The 16,805-nt window shown below is 70.0% G+C and carries 16 protein-coding genes; 14 read left to right on the top strand and 2 right to left on the bottom strand.

Going from position 1 to position 16,805, the window contains the following annotated elements:
* Positions 1-207 precede the first annotated feature (207 nt).
* The 11 genes from Q9R47_RS15655 (at position 208) to otnI (ending at position 12,836) form a co-directional block, all read left to right on the top strand.
* Positions 208-1,725 carry an NCS1 family nucleobase:cation symporter-1 gene (locus Q9R47_RS15655; protein WP_311234123.1) on the top strand — a complete coding sequence of 506 codons (1,518 nt, stop codon included), beginning with the start codon at positions 208-210 and terminating at the stop codon, positions 1,723-1,725.
* A 5-nt stretch (positions 1,726-1,730) separates the two neighbouring features.
* Complete coding sequence (locus tag Q9R47_RS15650) at positions 1,731-2,552, top strand: aspartate/glutamate racemase family protein (protein ID WP_311234122.1); 822 nt, start codon at positions 1,731-1,733, stop codon at positions 2,550-2,552.
* 35 nt (positions 2,553-2,587) lie between these two features.
* The gene (locus tag Q9R47_RS15645; protein WP_311234121.1) at positions 2,588-3,352 is read left to right on the top strand and encodes a GntR family transcriptional regulator; all 765 of its coding nucleotides are present in this window, start codon (positions 2,588-2,590) and stop codon (positions 3,350-3,352) included.
* A 140-nt stretch (positions 3,353-3,492) separates the two neighbouring features.
* The gene (locus tag Q9R47_RS15640) at positions 3,493-4,989 is read left to right on the top strand and encodes a nucleobase:cation symporter-2 family protein (protein WP_311234120.1); all 1,497 of its coding nucleotides are present in this window, start codon (positions 3,493-3,495) and stop codon (positions 4,987-4,989) included.
* A gap of 151 nt (positions 4,990-5,140) precedes the next feature.
* Positions 5,141-7,441, top strand: a complete 2,301-nt coding sequence (locus tag Q9R47_RS15635) for an NADP-dependent malic enzyme (protein WP_311234119.1) — start codon at positions 5,141-5,143, stop codon at positions 7,439-7,441.
* Positions 7,442-7,515: 74 nt separating this feature from the next.
* Positions 7,516-8,037 (top strand): nucleoside deaminase, encoded by a 522-nt coding sequence (locus Q9R47_RS15630; RefSeq protein WP_311234118.1) that lies wholly within the window; start codon positions 7,516-7,518, stop codon positions 8,035-8,037.
* Positions 8,038-8,162: 125 nt separating this feature from the next.
* Entirely contained in the window at positions 8,163-9,203 is a 1,041-nt protein-coding gene (locus tag Q9R47_RS15625; protein WP_311234117.1) for an ABC transporter substrate-binding protein, read from the top strand.
* Positions 9,204-9,220: 17 nt separating this feature from the next.
* Positions 9,221-10,057: an ABC transporter ATP-binding protein gene (locus tag Q9R47_RS15620; protein ID WP_311234116.1), complete on the top strand. Its 837-nt coding sequence runs from the start codon at positions 9,221-9,223 to the stop codon at positions 10,055-10,057.
* On the top strand, positions 10,054-10,830 hold the full coding sequence (locus Q9R47_RS15615) for an ABC transporter permease (RefSeq protein ID WP_311234115.1): 777 nt from the start codon (positions 10,054-10,056) through the stop codon (positions 10,828-10,830). Before Q9R47_RS15620 ends, Q9R47_RS15615 begins: the two co-directional genes overlap by 4 nt.
* Before the next feature lie 150 nt (positions 10,831-10,980).
* Positions 10,981-11,814 carry a glucose 1-dehydrogenase gene (locus tag Q9R47_RS15610; RefSeq protein WP_311234114.1) on the top strand — a complete coding sequence of 278 codons (834 nt, stop codon included), beginning with the start codon at positions 10,981-10,983 and terminating at the stop codon, positions 11,812-11,814.
* Positions 11,815-11,978: 164 nt separating this feature from the next.
* Entirely contained in the window at positions 11,979-12,836 is an 858-nt protein-coding gene (gene otnI / locus Q9R47_RS15605; protein ID WP_311234113.1) for a 2-oxo-tetronate isomerase, read from the top strand.
* Between the two features lie 76 nt (positions 12,837-12,912).
* Here the strand turns inward: otnI and Q9R47_RS15600 are convergent, their stop codons facing one another.
* The gene (locus Q9R47_RS15600; protein ID WP_311234112.1) at positions 12,913-13,125 is read right to left on the bottom strand and encodes a hypothetical protein; all 213 of its coding nucleotides are present in this window, start codon (positions 13,123-13,125) and stop codon (positions 12,913-12,915) included.
* Positions 13,126-13,537: 412 nt separating this feature from the next.
* Here Q9R47_RS15600 and Q9R47_RS15595 point away from each other — a divergent pair, with 412 nt between their 5' ends.
* Positions 13,538-13,753 (top strand): hypothetical protein, encoded by a 216-nt coding sequence (locus Q9R47_RS15595; protein WP_159502644.1) that lies wholly within the window; start codon positions 13,538-13,540, stop codon positions 13,751-13,753.
* 30 nt (positions 13,754-13,783) lie between these two features.
* Complete coding sequence (infA, locus tag Q9R47_RS15590; protein WP_201520229.1) at positions 13,784-14,047, top strand: translation initiation factor IF-1; 264 nt, start codon at positions 13,784-13,786, stop codon at positions 14,045-14,047.
* 68 nt (positions 14,048-14,115) lie between these two features.
* Here infA and Q9R47_RS15585 read toward each other — a convergent pair whose 3' ends face one another.
* Positions 14,116-15,129, bottom strand: coding sequence for a 2OG-Fe(II) oxygenase family protein (locus Q9R47_RS15585; protein WP_311234111.1), 1,014 nt, complete (start codon positions 15,127-15,129; stop codon positions 14,116-14,118).
* Positions 15,130-15,773: 644 nt separating this feature from the next.
* Here Q9R47_RS15585 and Q9R47_RS15580 point away from each other — a divergent pair.
* A complete protein-coding gene (locus Q9R47_RS15580; RefSeq protein WP_311234110.1) occupies positions 15,774-16,805 on the top strand; it encodes an ABC transporter substrate-binding protein in 1,032 nt (343 codons plus the stop codon).

Here is a 16,805-nt window from a genome sequence, read left to right as displayed (position 1 = left end):
ACCTGGATGCGCACCCGCACCGCAGCCGTACGCACACCCGCGGCGTGCGCACGCATCTTGCATACACCGCTGCCGGCATCCGGGTAAGCCCCAGGCCACGCACCATGAATGGGCCTTTTTTTGCATCCTTTTTTTGTATACAAACATGGATGCATCGCTTGCAGACGCAGGCACCGCCGGCCCGAACCCCGCCACGAGGAGAACACCATGCAGTCCGCCACCCACCCCGTCAGCGCTGCCGGCTCGGAGCCGCCGCCCATCGCCACGGCGCCCGCGGCGTCGTCCGGCGCATCGCCCCACGCGGGCAATGCCCTGATCAAGCCGGGCTACGACCCGCGCCTGACCAACGAAGACCTGGCACCGCTCAAGAACCAGACCTGGGGCCAGTACAACATCTTCGCGTTCTGGATGTCGGACGTGCACAGCGTGGGCGGCTACGTCACCGCCGGCAGCCTGTTCGCGCTGGGACTCTCCAGCTGGCACGTGCTGGCGGCGCTCTTGATCGGCATCGTGATCGTGCAGTTCTTCTGCAACCTGGTGGCCAAGCCCAGCCAGGTGACCGGCACGCCCTACCCCGTGATCTGCCGCGCCTCCTTCGGCGTGCTGGGCGCCAACATCCCCGCCATCATCCGCGGCCTGATCGCGGTGGCGTGGTACGGCATCCAGACCTATCTGGCTTCCAGCGCCTTCATGATCCTGGCGCTGCACTTCTACCCCTCGCTGGACGCTTACGCCGACGTCGCGCAGCACGGATTCGCGGGCCTCTCGACGCTGGGCTGGGTGTCGTTCATGGTCATGTGGGTGCTGCAGGCACTGGTGTTCTGGCACGGCATGGAAGCCATCCGCCGCTTCATCGACTGGGCCGGCCCGGGCGTGTACGTGGTGATGGCCATCCTGTGCGGCTGGCTGGTCTGGAAGGCCGGCTGGAAGAACATCGACCTGAACCTGGGCGGCGTGCGCTTCCAGGGCTGGGACGCGGTGCCGGTGATGCTCTCGGCCATCGCGCTGGTGGTGAGCTACTTCAGCGGACCGATGCTGAATTTCGGCGACTTCTCCCGTTACGGCAAGAGCTTCGACGCGGTGAAGAAGGGCAACTTCTGGGGCCTGCCGGTCAACTTCGTGTTCTTCTCGCTGCTCACCGTGGTGACCACGGCCGCCACGCTGCCCGTGTTCGGCGAACTCATCACCGACCCGGTGCACACCGTGGGCCGCATCGACTCGACCACCGCCGTGGTGCTGGGCGCGCTCACCTTCATGATCGCCACCATCGGCATCAACATCGTGGCGAACTTCGTGTCGCCGGCGTTCGACTTCTCCAACGTGGCGCCGCAGCACATCAGCTGGCGCACGGGCGGCATGATCGCCGCCGTCGGCTCGATCTTCATCACGCCGTGGAACCTCTACAACAACCCGCAGGTCATCCACTACACGCTGGACGTGCTGGGCTCCTTCATCGGCCCGCTGTTCGGCATCCTGATCGCCGACTACTACTTCGTGCGCCGCCAGAAGGTGCTGGTGGACGAGCTCTACACCATGGAGCCGCGCGGCGCGTACTGGTACAGCGGCGGCTACAACCCGCGCGCCGTGGGCGCTCTGGTCCCCGCCGCCCTGATCCCCATCCTCTGCGTGATCGTGCCGTCGTGGCGCGGCGCGGCGAGCTACGCCTGGTTCATGGGCATGGGCCTGGGCTTCATCTTCTACCTCGCATTGAACCGAAAGAACTGACCGACGTGCGCATCCAGATCATCAACCCCAACACCACCTGGAGCATGACCGAGAAGATCGGGGCCTGCGCGCGCGCCGTGGCGCGGCCGGGCACCGAGGTCATCGCCGTGAGCCCCGCCATGGGCCCGGCCTCCATCGAGAGCCACTACGACGAGGCACTGGCCGTGCCGGGCCTGCTGCAGGAGATCGCCCGCGGCGAGGCGGCCGGCGTGGACGGCTACGTGATCGCCTGTTTCGGCGATCCGGGCCTGAAGGCCGCGCGGGAACTGGCGCGGGGGCCGGTGATCGGCATCGCCGAGGCCGCCATGCACCTGGCGAGCATGGTGGGCACGCGCTTCTCCGTGGTCACCACCCTCGGCCGCACCATGGGCCAGGCCTGGCACCTCGCCGAGATCTACGGCATGGAGCGCTTCTGCGCCAACGTGCGGGCCTGCGAACTGCCCGTGCTGGAGCTGGAGGTGCCGGGCTCCAACGCGCGCGAACGCATCATCGACGAGTGCCGCCGCGCGCTGGCCGAGGACGGCTGCGACGCCATCGTGCTGGGCTGCGCCGGCATGGCCGACCTGTGCGAGCACATCGGCCAGGTGCTGGGCGTGCCGGTGATCGACGGCGTGGCGGCCGCCACCACGCTGGTCGAATCGCTGGTGACGCTGCGGCTCGCCACGAGCAAGCACGGCGAGCTGGCGCGGCCGCTGCCCAAGGCGATGGCCGGGGCGCTGTCGGGATTCACGCTGGCTGCCGTGCCCACGGCTTCCGCTGCGCCTGCGGCATCTGCGGCGTCATCGGCCGCCCCGGAGGCCGCACCCGCTGCGCTCAAGAGGGCCTGATAGCGGCGCGGCGGCAGGAAGCGACAATCCCAGCCATGCCACGCGCCGCCCCTGCTCCCAAGCCCCGCCCCTCCCCCAAGACCGACTCCGCACCCGCCGGCACCCCCGATGCCGCCGCTCCCGAAGCGGCCCAGGTTTCCATCGAAGGCATCGCGCGCGACCTGGCGACGGCCATCGTCGAGAAGCGCCTGCCGCCGGGCACCTGGCTGCGCGAGGAGGCGCTGGGGCGCATCTATTCCGTGAGCCGCACGAAGGTGCGGGCCGCCCTGGTGATGCTCGCCAAGGACCGGCTGATCGAGACCATTCCCGACAAGGGCTCGTTCGTGAGCCGCCCGAGCGTGCAGGAGGCGCGCGAGGTGTTCGCCGTGCGCCGCATCCTCGAGAGCGAAGTGGTGCGGCTCTTCGTGGCGCAGGCGGGCCGCGCCGAATACCAGCTGCTGGAGCAGCACATCCGCTTCGAGCGCACCACGCTGAACTCCGCCACCGGCCGCGTGCAGGAGAAGCTGCTGGGCGACTTCCACGTCGCGCTCGCCGAGGCCGCGGGCAACCGCACGCTGGCGCAGCTGGTCCAGGAGATGGTGGCGCGCAGTTCGCTGATCGCCATGCTCTACCACTCGTCGAACGATCCGCACTGCTCGTCCGGCGAGCACGCCGCGTTCCTGCGCGTGTGCCGCAGCGGCGACGCCGAGGCCGCCGTCGCCTGCATGGTGGACCACCTGAACCGCATCGAATCCAGCCTGGAGCTCGACAGCGAGCGCGCCGACCGGCAGCTCGACCTCGTCAAGGCCCTGCTGGCCTGACGCACCACGCCCGTGCCGGTGCCGCGCACCGCGGCGGTGCATGGGCGCGCGGGTTTTCCTGCGTGCGGTGGGCACCCAAATTGCATACATTTTTTCCATACATCGATGTGTGCAACTTCGCCCTGCCCGGGATTCCCGCCATGCCCTCCAGCCCGTCCGACCTCCATCCGGTAGACCAGCGCCTGCCCGCGGGCCAGCTCACCGCCCTGGGCCTGCAGCACGTGCTGGTGATGTACGCGGGCGCGGTGGCGGTGCCGCTCATCATCGGCCGCGCGCTCAACCTCACCCCCGATCTGGTGGCCAAGCTCATCTCGGCGGACCTGTTCTGCTGCGGCCTGGTCACGCTGATCCAGGCGCTGGGCGCCACGCGCTGGTTCGGCGTGCAGCTGCCGGTGATGATGGGCGTGACCTTCGCGGCCGTCGCGCCCATGGTGTCGATGGCGCAGACGACCGCCGGGCCGGCCGGCGCGGGGCTGATCTTCGGTTCGGTGATCGGCGCGGGCGTGGTCTCGATCCTGATCGCACCGCTCGTCAGCCGCATGCTGCGCTTCTTCCCGCCCGTGGTCACGGGCACGATCATCGCGGTGATCGGCATCAGCCTGATGCGCGTGGGCATCAACTGGATCTTCGGCAACCCGGCGGGCCCCACGGCGCCCACGGTGGTGAACCCCGACCACGTCAAATGGCTGGCCGAGGCGCAGGCCGCGGCCGGCGCGCCGGGCTCGTCGCTGCCGCCGATCCCGAAGGGCCTCGCCGTGGTGCCCACGGTGCCCAACCCGCGCTACGGGGACCTGACGGGCGTGGGCGTCTCGGCCCTGGTGCTGCTCTCTATCCTGCTGATCGCCAAGTTCGCGCGCGGCTTCGTCGCCAACATCTCGGTGCTGCTCGGCATCTGCATCGGCGGCGTGGCCGCCACGGCGCTGGGCCTGATGAACTTCGACAAGGTGGCCAAGGCGCAGTGGTTCGACCTGGTGCTGCCCTTCGAGATCGCGCTGCCGATCTTCGACCCGGTGCTGATCCTCACCATGACGCTGGTGATGGTGGTGGTGATGATCGAATCCACCGGCATGTTCCTCGCGCTGGGCGAGATGACCGGCCGCAAGGTGGACCAGGCGGCCCTCACGCGCGGGCTGCGCACCGACGGCCTGGGCACGCTCATCGGAGGCATCTTCAACACCTTTCCCTACACGAGCTTCTCGCAGAACGTGGGCCTGGTGGCCGTGACGGGCGTCAGGAGCCGCTTCGTCTGCGTGGCGGGCGGACTCATCCTGGTCCTGCTGGGGCTGCTGCCGAAGATGGCGGCGCTGGTCGAATCCCTGCCCACCGTGGTGCTGGGCGGCGCGGGGCTGGTGATGTTCGGCATGGTGGCGGCCACCGGCATCCGCATCCTGGGGGCGGTGGATTTCAAGACCAACCGCTTCAACGCGATAATCGTGGCCGTCTCCATCGGCGTGGGCATGGTGCCGCTGGTGGCGCCCAACTTCCGCCAGTGGATGCCGCACGCCATCCATCCGCTGATCGAATCCGGTATTCTGCTGGCCTCGATCACTGCCGTGCTCCTGAACGTTTTCTTCAATGGCGCCAGCCGCGACACCTCCGCGGCCGTGGACGCCGCCCGGCAGGCCGACGCGCACTGAGCCCGGCCCCGCCCGCACCCACCCCGCTCCGCACCCGGCGCGGGGCGTTCGTCCCCATGCACACATGGCATGGGCAGAGGCTGCTTTCCGCGGGCACGGCGGTTAAGCTTCGACTGGCACTGCAATTGCGCCCCTTTTCCGGAAAACCCGTATGACCCAGCCCCTCTCCGCCGCGGAAGCGGCCCTGCGCGAAGCCGCGCTCGAATACCACCGCAACCCCGGCCGCGGCAAGATCTCCGTCACGCCGACCAAGCCGCTGTCGAACCAGCGCGACCTGTCGCTGGCCTATTCGCCCGGCGTGGCCTATCCGTGCCTGGACATCCAGGCCGATCCGTCGCTCGCCGCCGAATACACCTCGCGCGGCAACCTCGTGGGCGTGATCACCAACGGCACCGCCGTGCTGGGCCTGGGCGACATCGGCCCGCTGGCCGGCAAGCCGGTGATGGAGGGCAAGGGCTGCCTGTTCAAGAAGTTCGCCGGCGTCGACGTGTTCGACATCGAACTGGCCGAGCGCGATCCGGACAAGCTCGTAGAGATCATCGCCAGCCTGGAGCCCACGCTCGGCGGCATCAACCTCGAGGACATCAAGGCGCCCGAGTGCTTCTACATCGAGCGCGAGCTCTCCAAGCGCATGAACATCCCGGTGTTCCATGACGACCAGCACGGCACGGCCATCATCTCCAGCGCCGCGCTGCTCAACGGCCTGGAGCTGGTCGGCAAGGACATCGGCGCCGTGAAGGTGGCCGTGTCCGGCGCCGGCGCCGCCGCCATCGCCTGCCTGGACGTGATGGTCGGCCTGGGCGTGAAGCGCGAGAACATCTACGTGGTGGACTCCAAGGGCGTGATCTACGACGGCCGCGGCCCGCTGGACGAATCCAAGGCCCGCTACGCCCAGAAGACCGAGGCGCGCACCCTGGCCGACGTGGTGAACGGCGCCGACGTGTTCCTGGGCTGCTCGGCCCCCGGCGTGCTCACGGCCGACATGGTGAAGACCATGGCCGACAAGCCGATCATCCTGGCGCTGGCCAACCCCGAGCCCGAGATCCGCCCGGAACTCGCCAAGGCCATCCGCCCCGACTGCATCATCGCCACCGGCCGTTCGGACTATCCGAACCAGGTGAACAACGTGCTGTGCTTCCCCTACATCTTCCGCGGCGCGCTCGATTGCGGCGCCACGAAGATCACCGAGGCGATGAAGCTCGCCTGCGTGCGCGAGATCGCCGACCTCGCCAAGGCCGAGATGAGCGACGAGGTGGCCGCCGCCTACGCGGGCAAGGAACTCTCCTTCGGCCCCGACTACCTCATCCCCACGCCGTTCGACGTGCGGCTGATCCTGCGCATCGCCCCCGCCGTGGCCCGGGCCGCCGAGGCCTCCGGCGTGGCCACGCGCCCCATCCAGGACTACGACGCCTACCGCGAGAGCCTGACGCGCTTCGTCTACCAGACCAGCATGTTCATGCGCCCGGTGTTCGCCGCCGCCAAGGCCGCGCAGCAGCGCGTGGCCTATGCCGAGGGCGAGGACGAGCGCGTGCTGCGCGCCGCCCAGGTGGCGGTGGACGACGGCCTGGCCCGGCCCATCCTGATCGGCCGCCCGGCCGTGATCGAGGTGCGCATCAAGAAGGCCGGCCTGCGCATCCAGCTCGGCAAGGACGTGGAGGTCTGCGACCCCGAGGACGATCCGCGCTTCCGCCAGTACTGGGAGGCCTACCACCGCCTGATGGGCCGCGACGGCATCACGCCCGAGGCCGCCAAGGCCGCGGTGCGCCGCTCCAATACGCTCATCGGCGCGCTGATGGTGCACCTGGGCGACGCGGACGCGCTGCTGTGCGGGCTGGTCGGCCGCTTCGACCACCACCTGGAGCACGTGCGCGCGGTGATCGGCCTGAAGGACGGCGCCGCCGGCCTCGCCACGGTGAACGCCCTGACGCTGGAGCAGCACACGCTGTTCATCGCCGACACCTACATCCACGAGGACCCGAGCGCCGAGCAGCTCGCGCACATCGCGCAGATGGCGGCCGAGGAAGTGCAGCGCTTCGGCCTGCCGCCCAAGGTGGCGTTCCTCTCGCACTCCAACTACGGCTCGTCCACGCGGCCCTCGGCACGCAAGATGCGCGCGGCGCGCGACCTGTTCGCGAAGGCGGCGCCCCACATCGAGAGCGACGGCGAGCTGCACGGCGATGCCGCCCTGTCCGAGACGATCCGCCAGAACGCGCTGGAGGACAGCACGCTCACCGGCTCGGCCAACGTGCTGATCTGCCCGAACCTCGACGCGGCGAACATCCTGTTCAACGTGCTCAAGATCACCGGCAGCCACGGCACGACCATCGGCCCGATCCTGCTGGGCGCGGCCGCCTCCGCCCACGTGCTCACGCCCTCGTCCACGGTGCGCCGCGTGGTCAACATGACGGCGCTGGCCGCCGCCGGCGCGGCCGCCGCCAAGGCGCAGCGCTGATCCTGCGCCCGGCCCGCCGCCCGACCCCGGGGCGGCGGGCGGCCACCAGGTACGCGGCTTGCGTGCGCCAGCGCATGCAGAACTCCGCACCCCACTCCCCACCGTTACCCGCCGCCCCGCTCACGCCGGAGCGCATCGCCCGCCACCTGCTGCGGGCCGACGCCGTGGCGCGCCGCGCGATGGACGCCGGCCGCCATCCGTTCGGCGCGCTGCTGGTCGCGCCCGATGGCGACACCGTGCTCGCCGAGCAGGGCAACATCGACACCGTGAACCACGCCGAGTCCACGCTCGCGCGCGAGGCCGCGGCGCGGTGGCCCGCCGACGTCCTGAGCGGCTGCACCCTCGTCACCACCTTCGAGCCCTGCGCCATGTGCGCCGGCACCATCTACTGGGCCGGCATCGGGCGCGTGCTCTACGGCGCCGAGGAATCGGCGCTGCGCGCCCTCACCGGCAGCCACCCCGAGAACCCCACGCTCGACCTGCCCTGCCGCGAGGTGTTCTCGCGGGGCCAGCGCGCCGTGGAAGTGACCGGCCCGGTCCCCGCACTGCGCGACGCGCTCGTCGCCGCCCACCAGGGTTTCTGGGAACACCGCTGAGCGGGGCTGGCACCGGCACCGCACCAAGCTGGTGCACCCCCGGCGCACGGCGCCACGCACCCGGCGCAGGACGGGCATCGATCTTGCTGATACGCACGGTATCGATCGACACGAATGGAGACCCCATGATCAAGCGTTCCTTCCTGCAATCCGCCCTGCTGCTCGCCGCCTCCGGCCTGATGGTGCCTGCCGCCCTGGCCCAAACCGGTGCGCCCACGCCGGTGAAGTTCCAGCTCGACTGGCGCTTCGAAGGGCCCGCGGCGTTCTTCCTGCTGCCGGCGGCCAAGGGGTACTTCAAGGAGGCGGGCCTGAACGTCACCGTCGATGCCGGCAACGGCTCGGGCGCCGCGGTGCAGCGCGTGGCCTCGGGCTCGTACGACATCGGCTTCGCCGACATGGCCGCGCTGATGGAATTCCACGCAAACAACCCGGACGCGCAGAACCGGCCCGTGGCGGTGATGATGGTCTACAACAACACGCCGGCCTCCGTGATGGCGCTGAAGAAGAGCGGCATCGCCAAGCCCGCCGACCTGAACGGCAAGAAGCTCGGCGCGCCGGTGTTCGACGCGGGCCGGCGCGGCTTCCCGATCTTCGCCAAGGCCAACGGCATCGGCGGCGTGCAGTGGACCGCGATGGACCCGCCGCTGCGCGAGACCATGCTGGTGCGCGGCGACGTCGATGCCATCACCGGCTTCACCTTCACCTCGCTGCTGAACCTGGAGGCGCGCGGCGCCAAGGCTTCCGACGTGGTCGTGATGCCGTACGCGGACTACGGCGTGAAGCTCTACGGCAACGCCATCATCGCGAGCCCGAAGATCCTCAAGGAGAACCCGGACGCGGTGAGGGCCTTCCTGAAGGCGTTCACCCGCGGCGCGAAGGAAGTCATCGCCAACCCGGGCGCCGCCATCGCCTACGTGAAGGAGCGCGACGGCATCGTCAACACGCAGCTGGAGACCCGACGCCTGCAGCTGGCGATCGATACCGTGGTCAACAGCCCGGACGCGCGCGCGGAAGGCTTCGGCCAGGCCAAGCCGCAGCGGCTCGCGCTGATGGCCTCGCAGGTGTCCGACGCCTACGGCACCAAGACGCGCGTGGATCCGGCCACCGTGTGGAACGGCAGCTTCCTGCCGACGGCGGCCGAGCTGAACATCCTGCCGAAGAAGTGACCCGAAAGGCCGCCCCCATGCCCACGCCCCCGCAGGCCGACGATGCGTACTTCGTGGATTTCCGCGACGTCTGGCTCGCCTACAACGAAGAGCTGCTGCGCGCCAACCATTTCGCGGTGGAGGCCATCGACCTGCAGGTGCGGCGCGGCGAGTTCATCGCCATCGTCGGCCCCTCGGGCTGCGGCAAATCCACCTTCATGAAGCTGGCCACCGGCCTGCGCATGCCCTCCATGGGCCGCATCCGCATCGCGGGCGAGCCGGTGACCGGGCCGCTGAAGATCTCGGGCATGGCCTTCCAGGCGCCTTCGCTGCTGCCCTGGCGCACCACGGTCGACAACGTGCTGCTGCCGCTGGAGATCGTCGAGCCGCACCGCTCGCAGTTCAAGGCCCGCCGCAAGGAGTACGAGGCGCGCGCCCGCGCGTTGCTGCAGAAGGTGGGCCTCGGCGGCTACGAGGACAAGTACCCGTGGCAGCTCTCGGGCGGCATGCAGCAGCGCGCGAGCATCTGCCGCGCGCTCATCCACGAGCCGCAGATGCTGCTGCTCGACGAGCCCTTCGGCGCGCTCGACGCCTTCACGCGCGAAGAGCTGTGGTGCATCCTGCGCGACCTGCAGGCCGAGCAGCGGTTCAACGTGATCCTCGTCACGCACGACCTGCGCGAGAGCGTGTTCCTGGCCGACACGGTCTATGTGATGAGCAAGAGCCCCGGCCGCTTCGTCGTGCGCCGCGAGATCGACCTGCCGCGCCCGCGCGAGCTGGAGATCACCTACACCAAGGAATTCACGGACGTCGTGCTGGAACTGCGCGGCCACATCGGCGCGCTGCGCAAGTCCGGCGGGGAGATCACGCAATGAACGCACAGCACCGCAAACGCGTCGAGCGCTGGTCGCCCTGGGTCCTGCTGTTCACGGTGATCGTGCTCTGGCAGGTCGTCTGCTCGGGCCTGGGCGTGTCGGAATTCATCTTCCCCAGCCCGCTCGCCATCTGGAACCAGCTGGTGGAGTTCAAGTGGGTGATCGCCGGCCATGCCTGGCGCACCTTCTGGGTGACGATGGCGGGCTTCGGCATCGCCATCGTGGTGGGCGTGCTGCTGGGCTTTCTGATCGGTTCCTCGCGGCTCGCCTATGCGGCCGTCTATCCGCTGATGACCGCATTCAACGCACTGCCGAAGGCGGCCTTCGTGCCGATCCTCGTGGTGTGGTTCGGCATCGGTGCGGGGCCGGCCATCCTCACGGCGTTCCTGATCAGCTTCTTCCCGATCATGGTGAACATCGCCACCGGCCTGGCCACGCTGGAGCCCGAGCTGGAAGACGTGCTGCGCGTGCTGGGCGCCAGGCGCTGGGACGTGCTCACCAAGGTCGGCCTGCCGCGCTCGATGCCCTACTTCTACGGCTCGCTCAAGGTCGCCATCACGCTGGCGTTCGTGGGCACCACGGTGAGCGAGATGACCGCCGCCAACGAGGGCATCGGCTACCTGCTGATCTCGGCGGGCTCGTCGATGCAGATGGGCCTGGCCTTCGCGGGCCTGATGGTGGTGGGCGCGATGGCGATGGTGATGTACGAGCTGTTCAGCGTGCTGGAGAAGCACACCACGGGCTGGGCCCGGCGGGGATCGCAGGGAGACTGACGGCGGCGGCCGCCCTCGCCGGGATGGCCGGGGCGCCGCTACGTCGCGGCACGTTTTCGCCTTGCCATGGGGCGGTGGACTACGCGGGGGGCCCGGCACCATCTCTACAGTGGAAAGCCTCATTCCAGCTCTTCCAGGAAAGGCAATCCCATGGCGAATGGACACCTCGCCGGCCGCAAGGCCCTCGTCACCGGCAGCACCCAGGGCATCGGCGCGGCGATCGCGCTCCGCTTCGCGCAGGACGGCGCGGACATGGTGCTCAACGGCCGTGATCCCGACGGTGCACCCCGGGAACTCATCGATCGCATCGCCGCTCTGGGCCGCCGCGCGGTTTACGTGGCAGCGGACATCAGCGGCGGTGCCGCGGAAGCCGCGCGGCTGGTGCAGGAAGCCGCCACGGCGCTCGGCGGGCTCGACATCCTCGTGAACAACGCCGGCGTGGAGCGCCGTGCCGATTTCTGGGACGTGACCGAGGAGGACTACGACCTCGTCATGGACACCAACGTGAAGGGCCTGTTCTTCGCCACGCAGGCGTTCGTGCGGCACGTGCGCGCGCACGGCCAGGGCGGGAACCACACGGGCGAGGCGAAGCCGTCGGGCGAAGGGGCTCCCCCCGGCCGCGGCGTCGTCGTCAACATCAGCTCGGTGCACGAGGAGATCGCGTTCCCGCATTTCGCCTCGTACTGCGCGAGCAAGGGCGCGCTGCGCATGCTCACGCGCAACCTCGCGACCGAACTCGCGCCGCTGGGCATCCGCATCAACAACGTCGCACCGGGCGCGATCGCCACGCCCATCAACACGCAGCTGCTGAACAACCCCGAGCAGCTGCGCGCGCTCACCGCGCAGATCCCGCTGGGCCGCCTGGGCCAGCCGGAGGACGTGGCCGGCCTCGTGGCGTTCCTGGCCGGCGACGAGGCGCGCTACATCACCGGCGGCACGCACTTCGTGGATGGCGGGCTCACCTACCACTACGCCGAGCAGTAGGAGCAGCTCACAGAACCCTTCTGGCGTCGTTGCCTCATCTTGTCGTACTACTCGTACTGTCTGCGATTCGGCGCCTGGCCAGGACCGCTTCGCTGGGCTCTGTGAGCTGCTCTGAACAGCAGGCGCGCGGGCGGCACAATGGCGGCCCACTTCCGCCCGCCGCCATGCCCCGCTTCGCCGCCAACCTGTCCCTGCTCTATCCGGAGCTCGAATTCACCGACCGCTTCGCCGCCGCTGCCCGCGACGGGTTCCGGGGCGTGGAGTTCCTGTTTCCTTACGCGCACGAGGCAGGCCACCTCGCCGCTCTGCTGCAGCGCTACGGCCTGCAGCAGGTGCTTTTCAATGCGCCGCCGGGCGACTGGGACGCCGGCGAGCGCGGCATCGCCTGCCTGCCGGGCCGCGAAGCCGAGTTCCGCGAGGGCATCGTGCAGGCCATCGCCTATGCCCGCGTGCTGGGCTGCCGGCGCATCCACGTGATGGCGGGCATCGCGCCAGCGGGCGTGGCGACCGACGCGTTGCGCGCCACCTATGCGGCCAACCTGCGCCATGCCGCGGCGCTGGCGGCCCCCCACGGCATCGCGCTGCTGATCGAGCCGATCAACGGGCGCGACATGCCGGGCTATTTCCTGCAGCGGCAGGAGGACGCGCACGCGCTGGCGCTGGAGATCGCGGAGGGCGCGGGCCCGGCGAATGGAGATGGACCGGTGCAGGTCCAGGTGCAGATGGACCTCTACCACTGCCAGATCGCCGAAGGCGACGTGGCGACGAAGCTGCGCCGCTACCTGCCCACGGGCCGCGTGGGCCACCTGCAGATCGCGGGGGTTCCGGAGCGGCACGAACCCGACGTGGGCGAGCTGCACTACCCCTACCTGTTCCAGCTGATCGACGCGCTGGGCTATGCGGGCTGGATCGGCTGCGAATACCGCCCCGCGCGCGGCGCGGTGGCGGGCGGCACCTCCGCGGGCCTGGGCTGGCTCGCGCCGTGGACCGGCGCGGCGGCAGGCAGCGGAGCGGCCGGCTGACGCCCGGGCCGCCGGGCCTGGCGCACCGGAGCGCTTGGAGCGCGGCAGCGCCCGGCCGTGCCGGCCCTGGCGGGCTTCAGCGGGCCTGCATCTGCCGGCAGATGTTCTGGCCGGTGGCCGTGAGGCGCAACGCGCCCCCGTTCCACTCCATCCAGGCATGCTGCACGAGTTCGTCGATCACGTCCTCGCCGATCTCGCCCGCCCGGTTGCCACGCAGCAGCGTGTCGATGCGGGGCAGAGCCTCGCGCAGTTCGCCCATGCGGGCGGTGGTAGTGGACGCGGTGGCCATGCAACGTACCTTCGGTTGAGAAATCACACTGCAGGCTAGCACGGCCCGGTGCCAGCGCGATGGCCGGTGCCGACGCGCAACACAATGCAATCGCGCTACCCGAAAAGCGCTGCATGCGCTACACTCATGGGCCCTCGCGATGTGCTTGCCTCGCCGGGGCTTGCGGCACGTGCCAGCGCACGGCCCCTTCCCCCACCGCCCGGCAGCCCGCAGCACAGCGGCTCCCGCCCCCGGCAAGCCCTCCCCTCCTCCAGCGCGCTCCGTTTCCGGACTCCCGGCCCGCGCTGCCCTCCGGCGACCCGTTCGCCACCTTTGCGCTCCGCGCCGCCGCACCGCCGGCCGCACCCGGGGCTCTCCCGGCGTCCTGTTGTTCGCGCGTGCCACGGCACGCCGTTGTCACTTTGTTTCCGATATGCACGCACCGACCGCTTTCGCGGTGGGCCGTTTTCTCGTGACGCCGCTCACCCGGCGCACCGAGACGGGCCATTACGCCGCTTCCGTTTCCGTCCGCAGAGGCATGCACGACCGCATCTTCCGCTTCCTTCCCCGCTTCGACAGCGACGTGCTGGCCGAGCGCTATGCCCTGGACCAGGGCCGCGAGATCGCGCTGCAGGGCGCGGCCGCCTGACCGTTTTTTCATTCCCAACGAAGGAGTTCCGTGTCCAAAGAAGATCTGATCGAAATGCAGGGCAAAGTGGATGAAGTGCTGCCCGACTCCCGATTCCGCGTGACGCTCGACAACGGGCACCAGTTGATCGCCTATGCCGGCGGCAAGATGCGCAAGCACCGCATCCGCGTGCTCGCCGGCGACCGCGTGTCGCTCGAACTCTCGCCCTACGACCTCAACAAGGGCCGGCTCACCTTCCGGCACATCGAAGGCCGCGGTGCGGGCCGCCCGCCGGCACGTCCCGGCGCGCGCTGACGCTTCGGGGGCTCCGATGCCCCCTGCCCGGTCCGGCCCGGCGCGCGGCCGGACCGCCCTCCACCCCCTCAATAGCGGTTGGAGAAATTCGCGCTGATGCGCTGGCGCAGGTATTCGCCCGCGGTGATGGGCGGATGCGTGCCCGCCGGCCCTTCGATCACCGCGTCCTCGTTGGCCTGGCAGAAGAACGCGAGGCTGTAGCGCGCACCCTGGTATTCGTGCGGCAGCGGATTGCGCACGCGGTGGAAATTGCTCGGCAGCACGTCATCGCTCCAGCGCGTGAGCATGTCGCCGATGTTGCAGGTGATCACGCCCTCGGCCGGATCCACCGGCGTCCAGCGGCGCCCTTCCATCTCCTTGCCCGGCAGCACCTGCAGCCCGCCCTGCCCGGCGCGCTGGAAGAGCAGCGTGAGGCAGTCGAAATCCGTGTGCGCGCCCGCGCGCCACAGGCCCAGCTCGTCCTGGAGCGCCGGGTCCACCGCGAAGTAATGCAGCATCCGCAGCGTGCTCTGGTAGGCCGGCACGGACGGATCGTGCGCGCGCGTGAAGAACGCATCGTCGAAGCCGAGCTTCCAGGCGAAGCACGAGAGCAGGCGCATGCCCACCTCCCAGCACTGGCGCTCGAAGGCCAGCGTCGCTGCGCGGAAGCCCGGCAGTTCCTCCTCCGTGGGCCACAGGCCCCCCATGCGCGGGCGCGTGACCTGGTAGGACTCCTTCTGGTCCGGCGTGCGCGTGGACGGCCGGATCTGCGCCTTGTGCTCCCAGCCCGCGTTGCGCGCGAGCGGCCATTGCGCCTTGGTGTCGCGCGGCAGGGCGAAGAAGGCCTCGGCGCGCTCGAAGGCCGCGTGGATGTCCTCCAGCGGAATGCCGTGGTGCGAGACCTGGAAGAAGCCGATGTCGACCGAGGCGCTCCAGAGCTGTTCGGCGATCTCTTCCTTGCGGCGGTCGAAGTCCGAGATGTCGATGCAGCGCACTTCGCGCTCGCGGGTCTCTTCGCCCAGGCCGCCCATGCGGGCCTCGCGGGAGAGTTCTTCCTGGACGTCGGCGCGGGCGGTCGCGCCGGTAAGGATGGAAAGGGTCATGGTGGTTTCCTCGTCGTTGCAGCACGCAAGGGCCGGGAATGCGCACGATCGCGCCGGTGGCGCAGTGCAGCGCGGCCCTTGAAGTGGATGAAGGCGGCAGTGCTCCCCGAGCGCGCGGCCTCGCCACGCGCACCGCGGACGACCGCCGCCGGCTTCAAGAGCAATGACCCGCCGCCCGCCCTGCCCCGCGAAGGGGCCCGGCGGCCGTACTGAACGCTTCTACTCTCGCCGCATACCCATGCAATCGGCGGGCCAGCGGCGATGGTGCGGCGCCGGCACGCGCAGCGCGCGGCACGCCCCGCGGCGGTGAAGCACCGCACCAGAACGAGGAATCCCGGCCTGCGGGGTGCGCCAGCGTACCCGGCCGCACAGCACAGGACATCGCATTGCATCGCTGCACATTGCTGCGCGCAGCCGCCACGCTCCAGGGCATGCCGCGCACGCCATGCCGGCCGCATCACTCCGGGCACGCTTCATGCATTGACGCCGCCGAGTAGAAGCGTTCAGCACGGCAGGCCCGTTCCGCCGTCGCCCGGAAATTGCTCGTCCCGCACCGGCCTTCGTTCCCGGCGGTGCGCCGCGTGCTGCGCGGCGCGCCGCGGCCCCGGAGCCGGCCCACCGCACACCCCTTTCGAGGTACGGCCATGCAACGACGCCAGTTTCTTTCACGCTCCCTCGCCGCCTCCACCGGCGCGGCCCTGGGCGCTTCCTTCGCGCCCCTCGTCCATGCGCAGGGCGCGCTCACGCCGCTGAAGTTCACGCTCGATTTCCGCGTGACCAGCCAGACCTCGCCCTTCTTCCTCGCGCTTGCCAAGGGCTACTACCGCGACGAGGGCCTGGACGTGCGCATCGACGTGGGCGCGGGCTCCGTGGCGTCGATCACGCGCGTGGCCAGCGGCGCCTACGATCTGGGCTTGGGCGACCTCAGTTCGCTGGCCGAGTTCCAGTCGCAGAACCCCACCGCGCCGGTGCAGGCGATCTATCAGTACTACCAGCGCGCGCCCTTCGTCATCATCGGCCGCAGGGACCGCGGCATCACCGAGGACTTCCTCTCGCTCAAGGGCAAGCGCGTGGCGGCGGCGGCGGTGGAATCCACGCGCCGCTGCTGGCCGATGGTGGCCCGCGCGCTGCAGACCGGCCCCGATCTCTTCGAATGGGTGACCACGGATTTCAGCGCGCGCGACAACGTGGTGGTGCGCGGCGACGTGGACGCGGCCACCTATTTCCACGATTCCGCCGTGTCGCTGTTCGCGCGCATGCCGCCCAAAGACCTCGCCGTGCTCGACTACGGCCGTGCGGGCCTGCACCTCTACGGCAATGCCCTGCTCGCCGGCCGCCTGCTGCAGGAGAAGCCCGAGGCAGCCCGGGCCTTCGTGCGCGCGAGCCACCGCGCGCTGCGCGAGGCGCTCGCCAACCCCGACGAGGCGCTGGCCGCGGTGAAGGCCCGCGAACCCATCCTGAACATGGACGTGGAGCGCGAACGCTGGGCGATCGCACGGCAGTACCTGGCGCCGCCGGACCTGCCACCCGGTGCCTTGGGCCGCGTGCAGCCCACCGTGCTGGGCCGCCAGCTCGACGAGGCGGCCACGGTGTTCCAGCTCGCCGCGAAGCCCGCCCCGGAGCGCGTATTCAACCCCGGCTTCCTGCCGGCTGCGGGCGCGAAGGGCACGGCATGA

It is taken from the genome of Acidovorax sp. PRC11 (assembly GCF_031844105.1).
GTDB lineage: Bacteria > Pseudomonadota > Gammaproteobacteria > Burkholderiales > Burkholderiaceae_C > Paracidovorax.
This window is presented reverse-complemented; position numbering and strand designations above follow the sequence as displayed.

Bases quoted from the DNA above. Each gene is read 5' to 3' on its own strand.
- Q9R47_RS15615 (WP_311234115.1), top strand. From the start codon at position 10,054: ATGAACGCACAGCACCGCAAACGCGTCGAGCGCTGGTCGCCCTGGGTC.
- Q9R47_RS15635 (WP_311234119.1), top strand. From the start codon at position 5,141: ATGACCCAGCCCCTCTCCGCCGCGGAAGCGGCCCTGCGCGAAGCCGCG.
- Q9R47_RS15610 (WP_311234114.1), top strand. From the start codon at position 10,981: ATGGCGAATGGACACCTCGCCGGCCGCAAGGCCCTCGTCACCGGCAGC.
- Q9R47_RS15630 (WP_311234118.1), top strand. From the start codon at position 7,516: ATGCAGAACTCCGCACCCCACTCCCCACCGTTACCCGCCGCCCCGCTC.
- otnI (WP_311234113.1), top strand. From the start codon at position 11,979: ATGCCCCGCTTCGCCGCCAACCTGTCCCTGCTCTATCCGGAGCTCGAA.
- Q9R47_RS15655 (WP_311234123.1), top strand. From the start codon at position 208: ATGCAGTCCGCCACCCACCCCGTCAGCGCTGCCGGCTCGGAGCCGCCG.
- Q9R47_RS15620 (WP_311234116.1), top strand. From the start codon at position 9,221: ATGCCCACGCCCCCGCAGGCCGACGATGCGTACTTCGTGGATTTCCGC.
- Q9R47_RS15625 (WP_311234117.1), top strand. From the start codon at position 8,163: ATGATCAAGCGTTCCTTCCTGCAATCCGCCCTGCTGCTCGCCGCCTCC.
- Q9R47_RS15640 (WP_311234120.1), top strand. From the start codon at position 3,493: ATGCCCTCCAGCCCGTCCGACCTCCATCCGGTAGACCAGCGCCTGCCC.
- Q9R47_RS15585 (WP_311234111.1), bottom strand. From the start codon at position 15,129: ATGACCCTTTCCATCCTTACCGGCGCGACCGCCCGCGCCGACGTCCAG.
- Q9R47_RS15645 (WP_311234121.1), top strand. From the start codon at position 2,588: ATGCCACGCGCCGCCCCTGCTCCCAAGCCCCGCCCCTCCCCCAAGACC.
- Q9R47_RS15595 (WP_159502644.1), top strand. From the start codon at position 13,538: ATGCACGCACCGACCGCTTTCGCGGTGGGCCGTTTTCTCGTGACGCCG.
- Q9R47_RS15600 (WP_311234112.1), bottom strand. From the start codon at position 13,125: ATGGCCACCGCGTCCACTACCACCGCCCGCATGGGCGAACTGCGCGAG.
- Q9R47_RS15580 (WP_311234110.1), top strand. From the start codon at position 15,774: ATGCAACGACGCCAGTTTCTTTCACGCTCCCTCGCCGCCTCCACCGGC.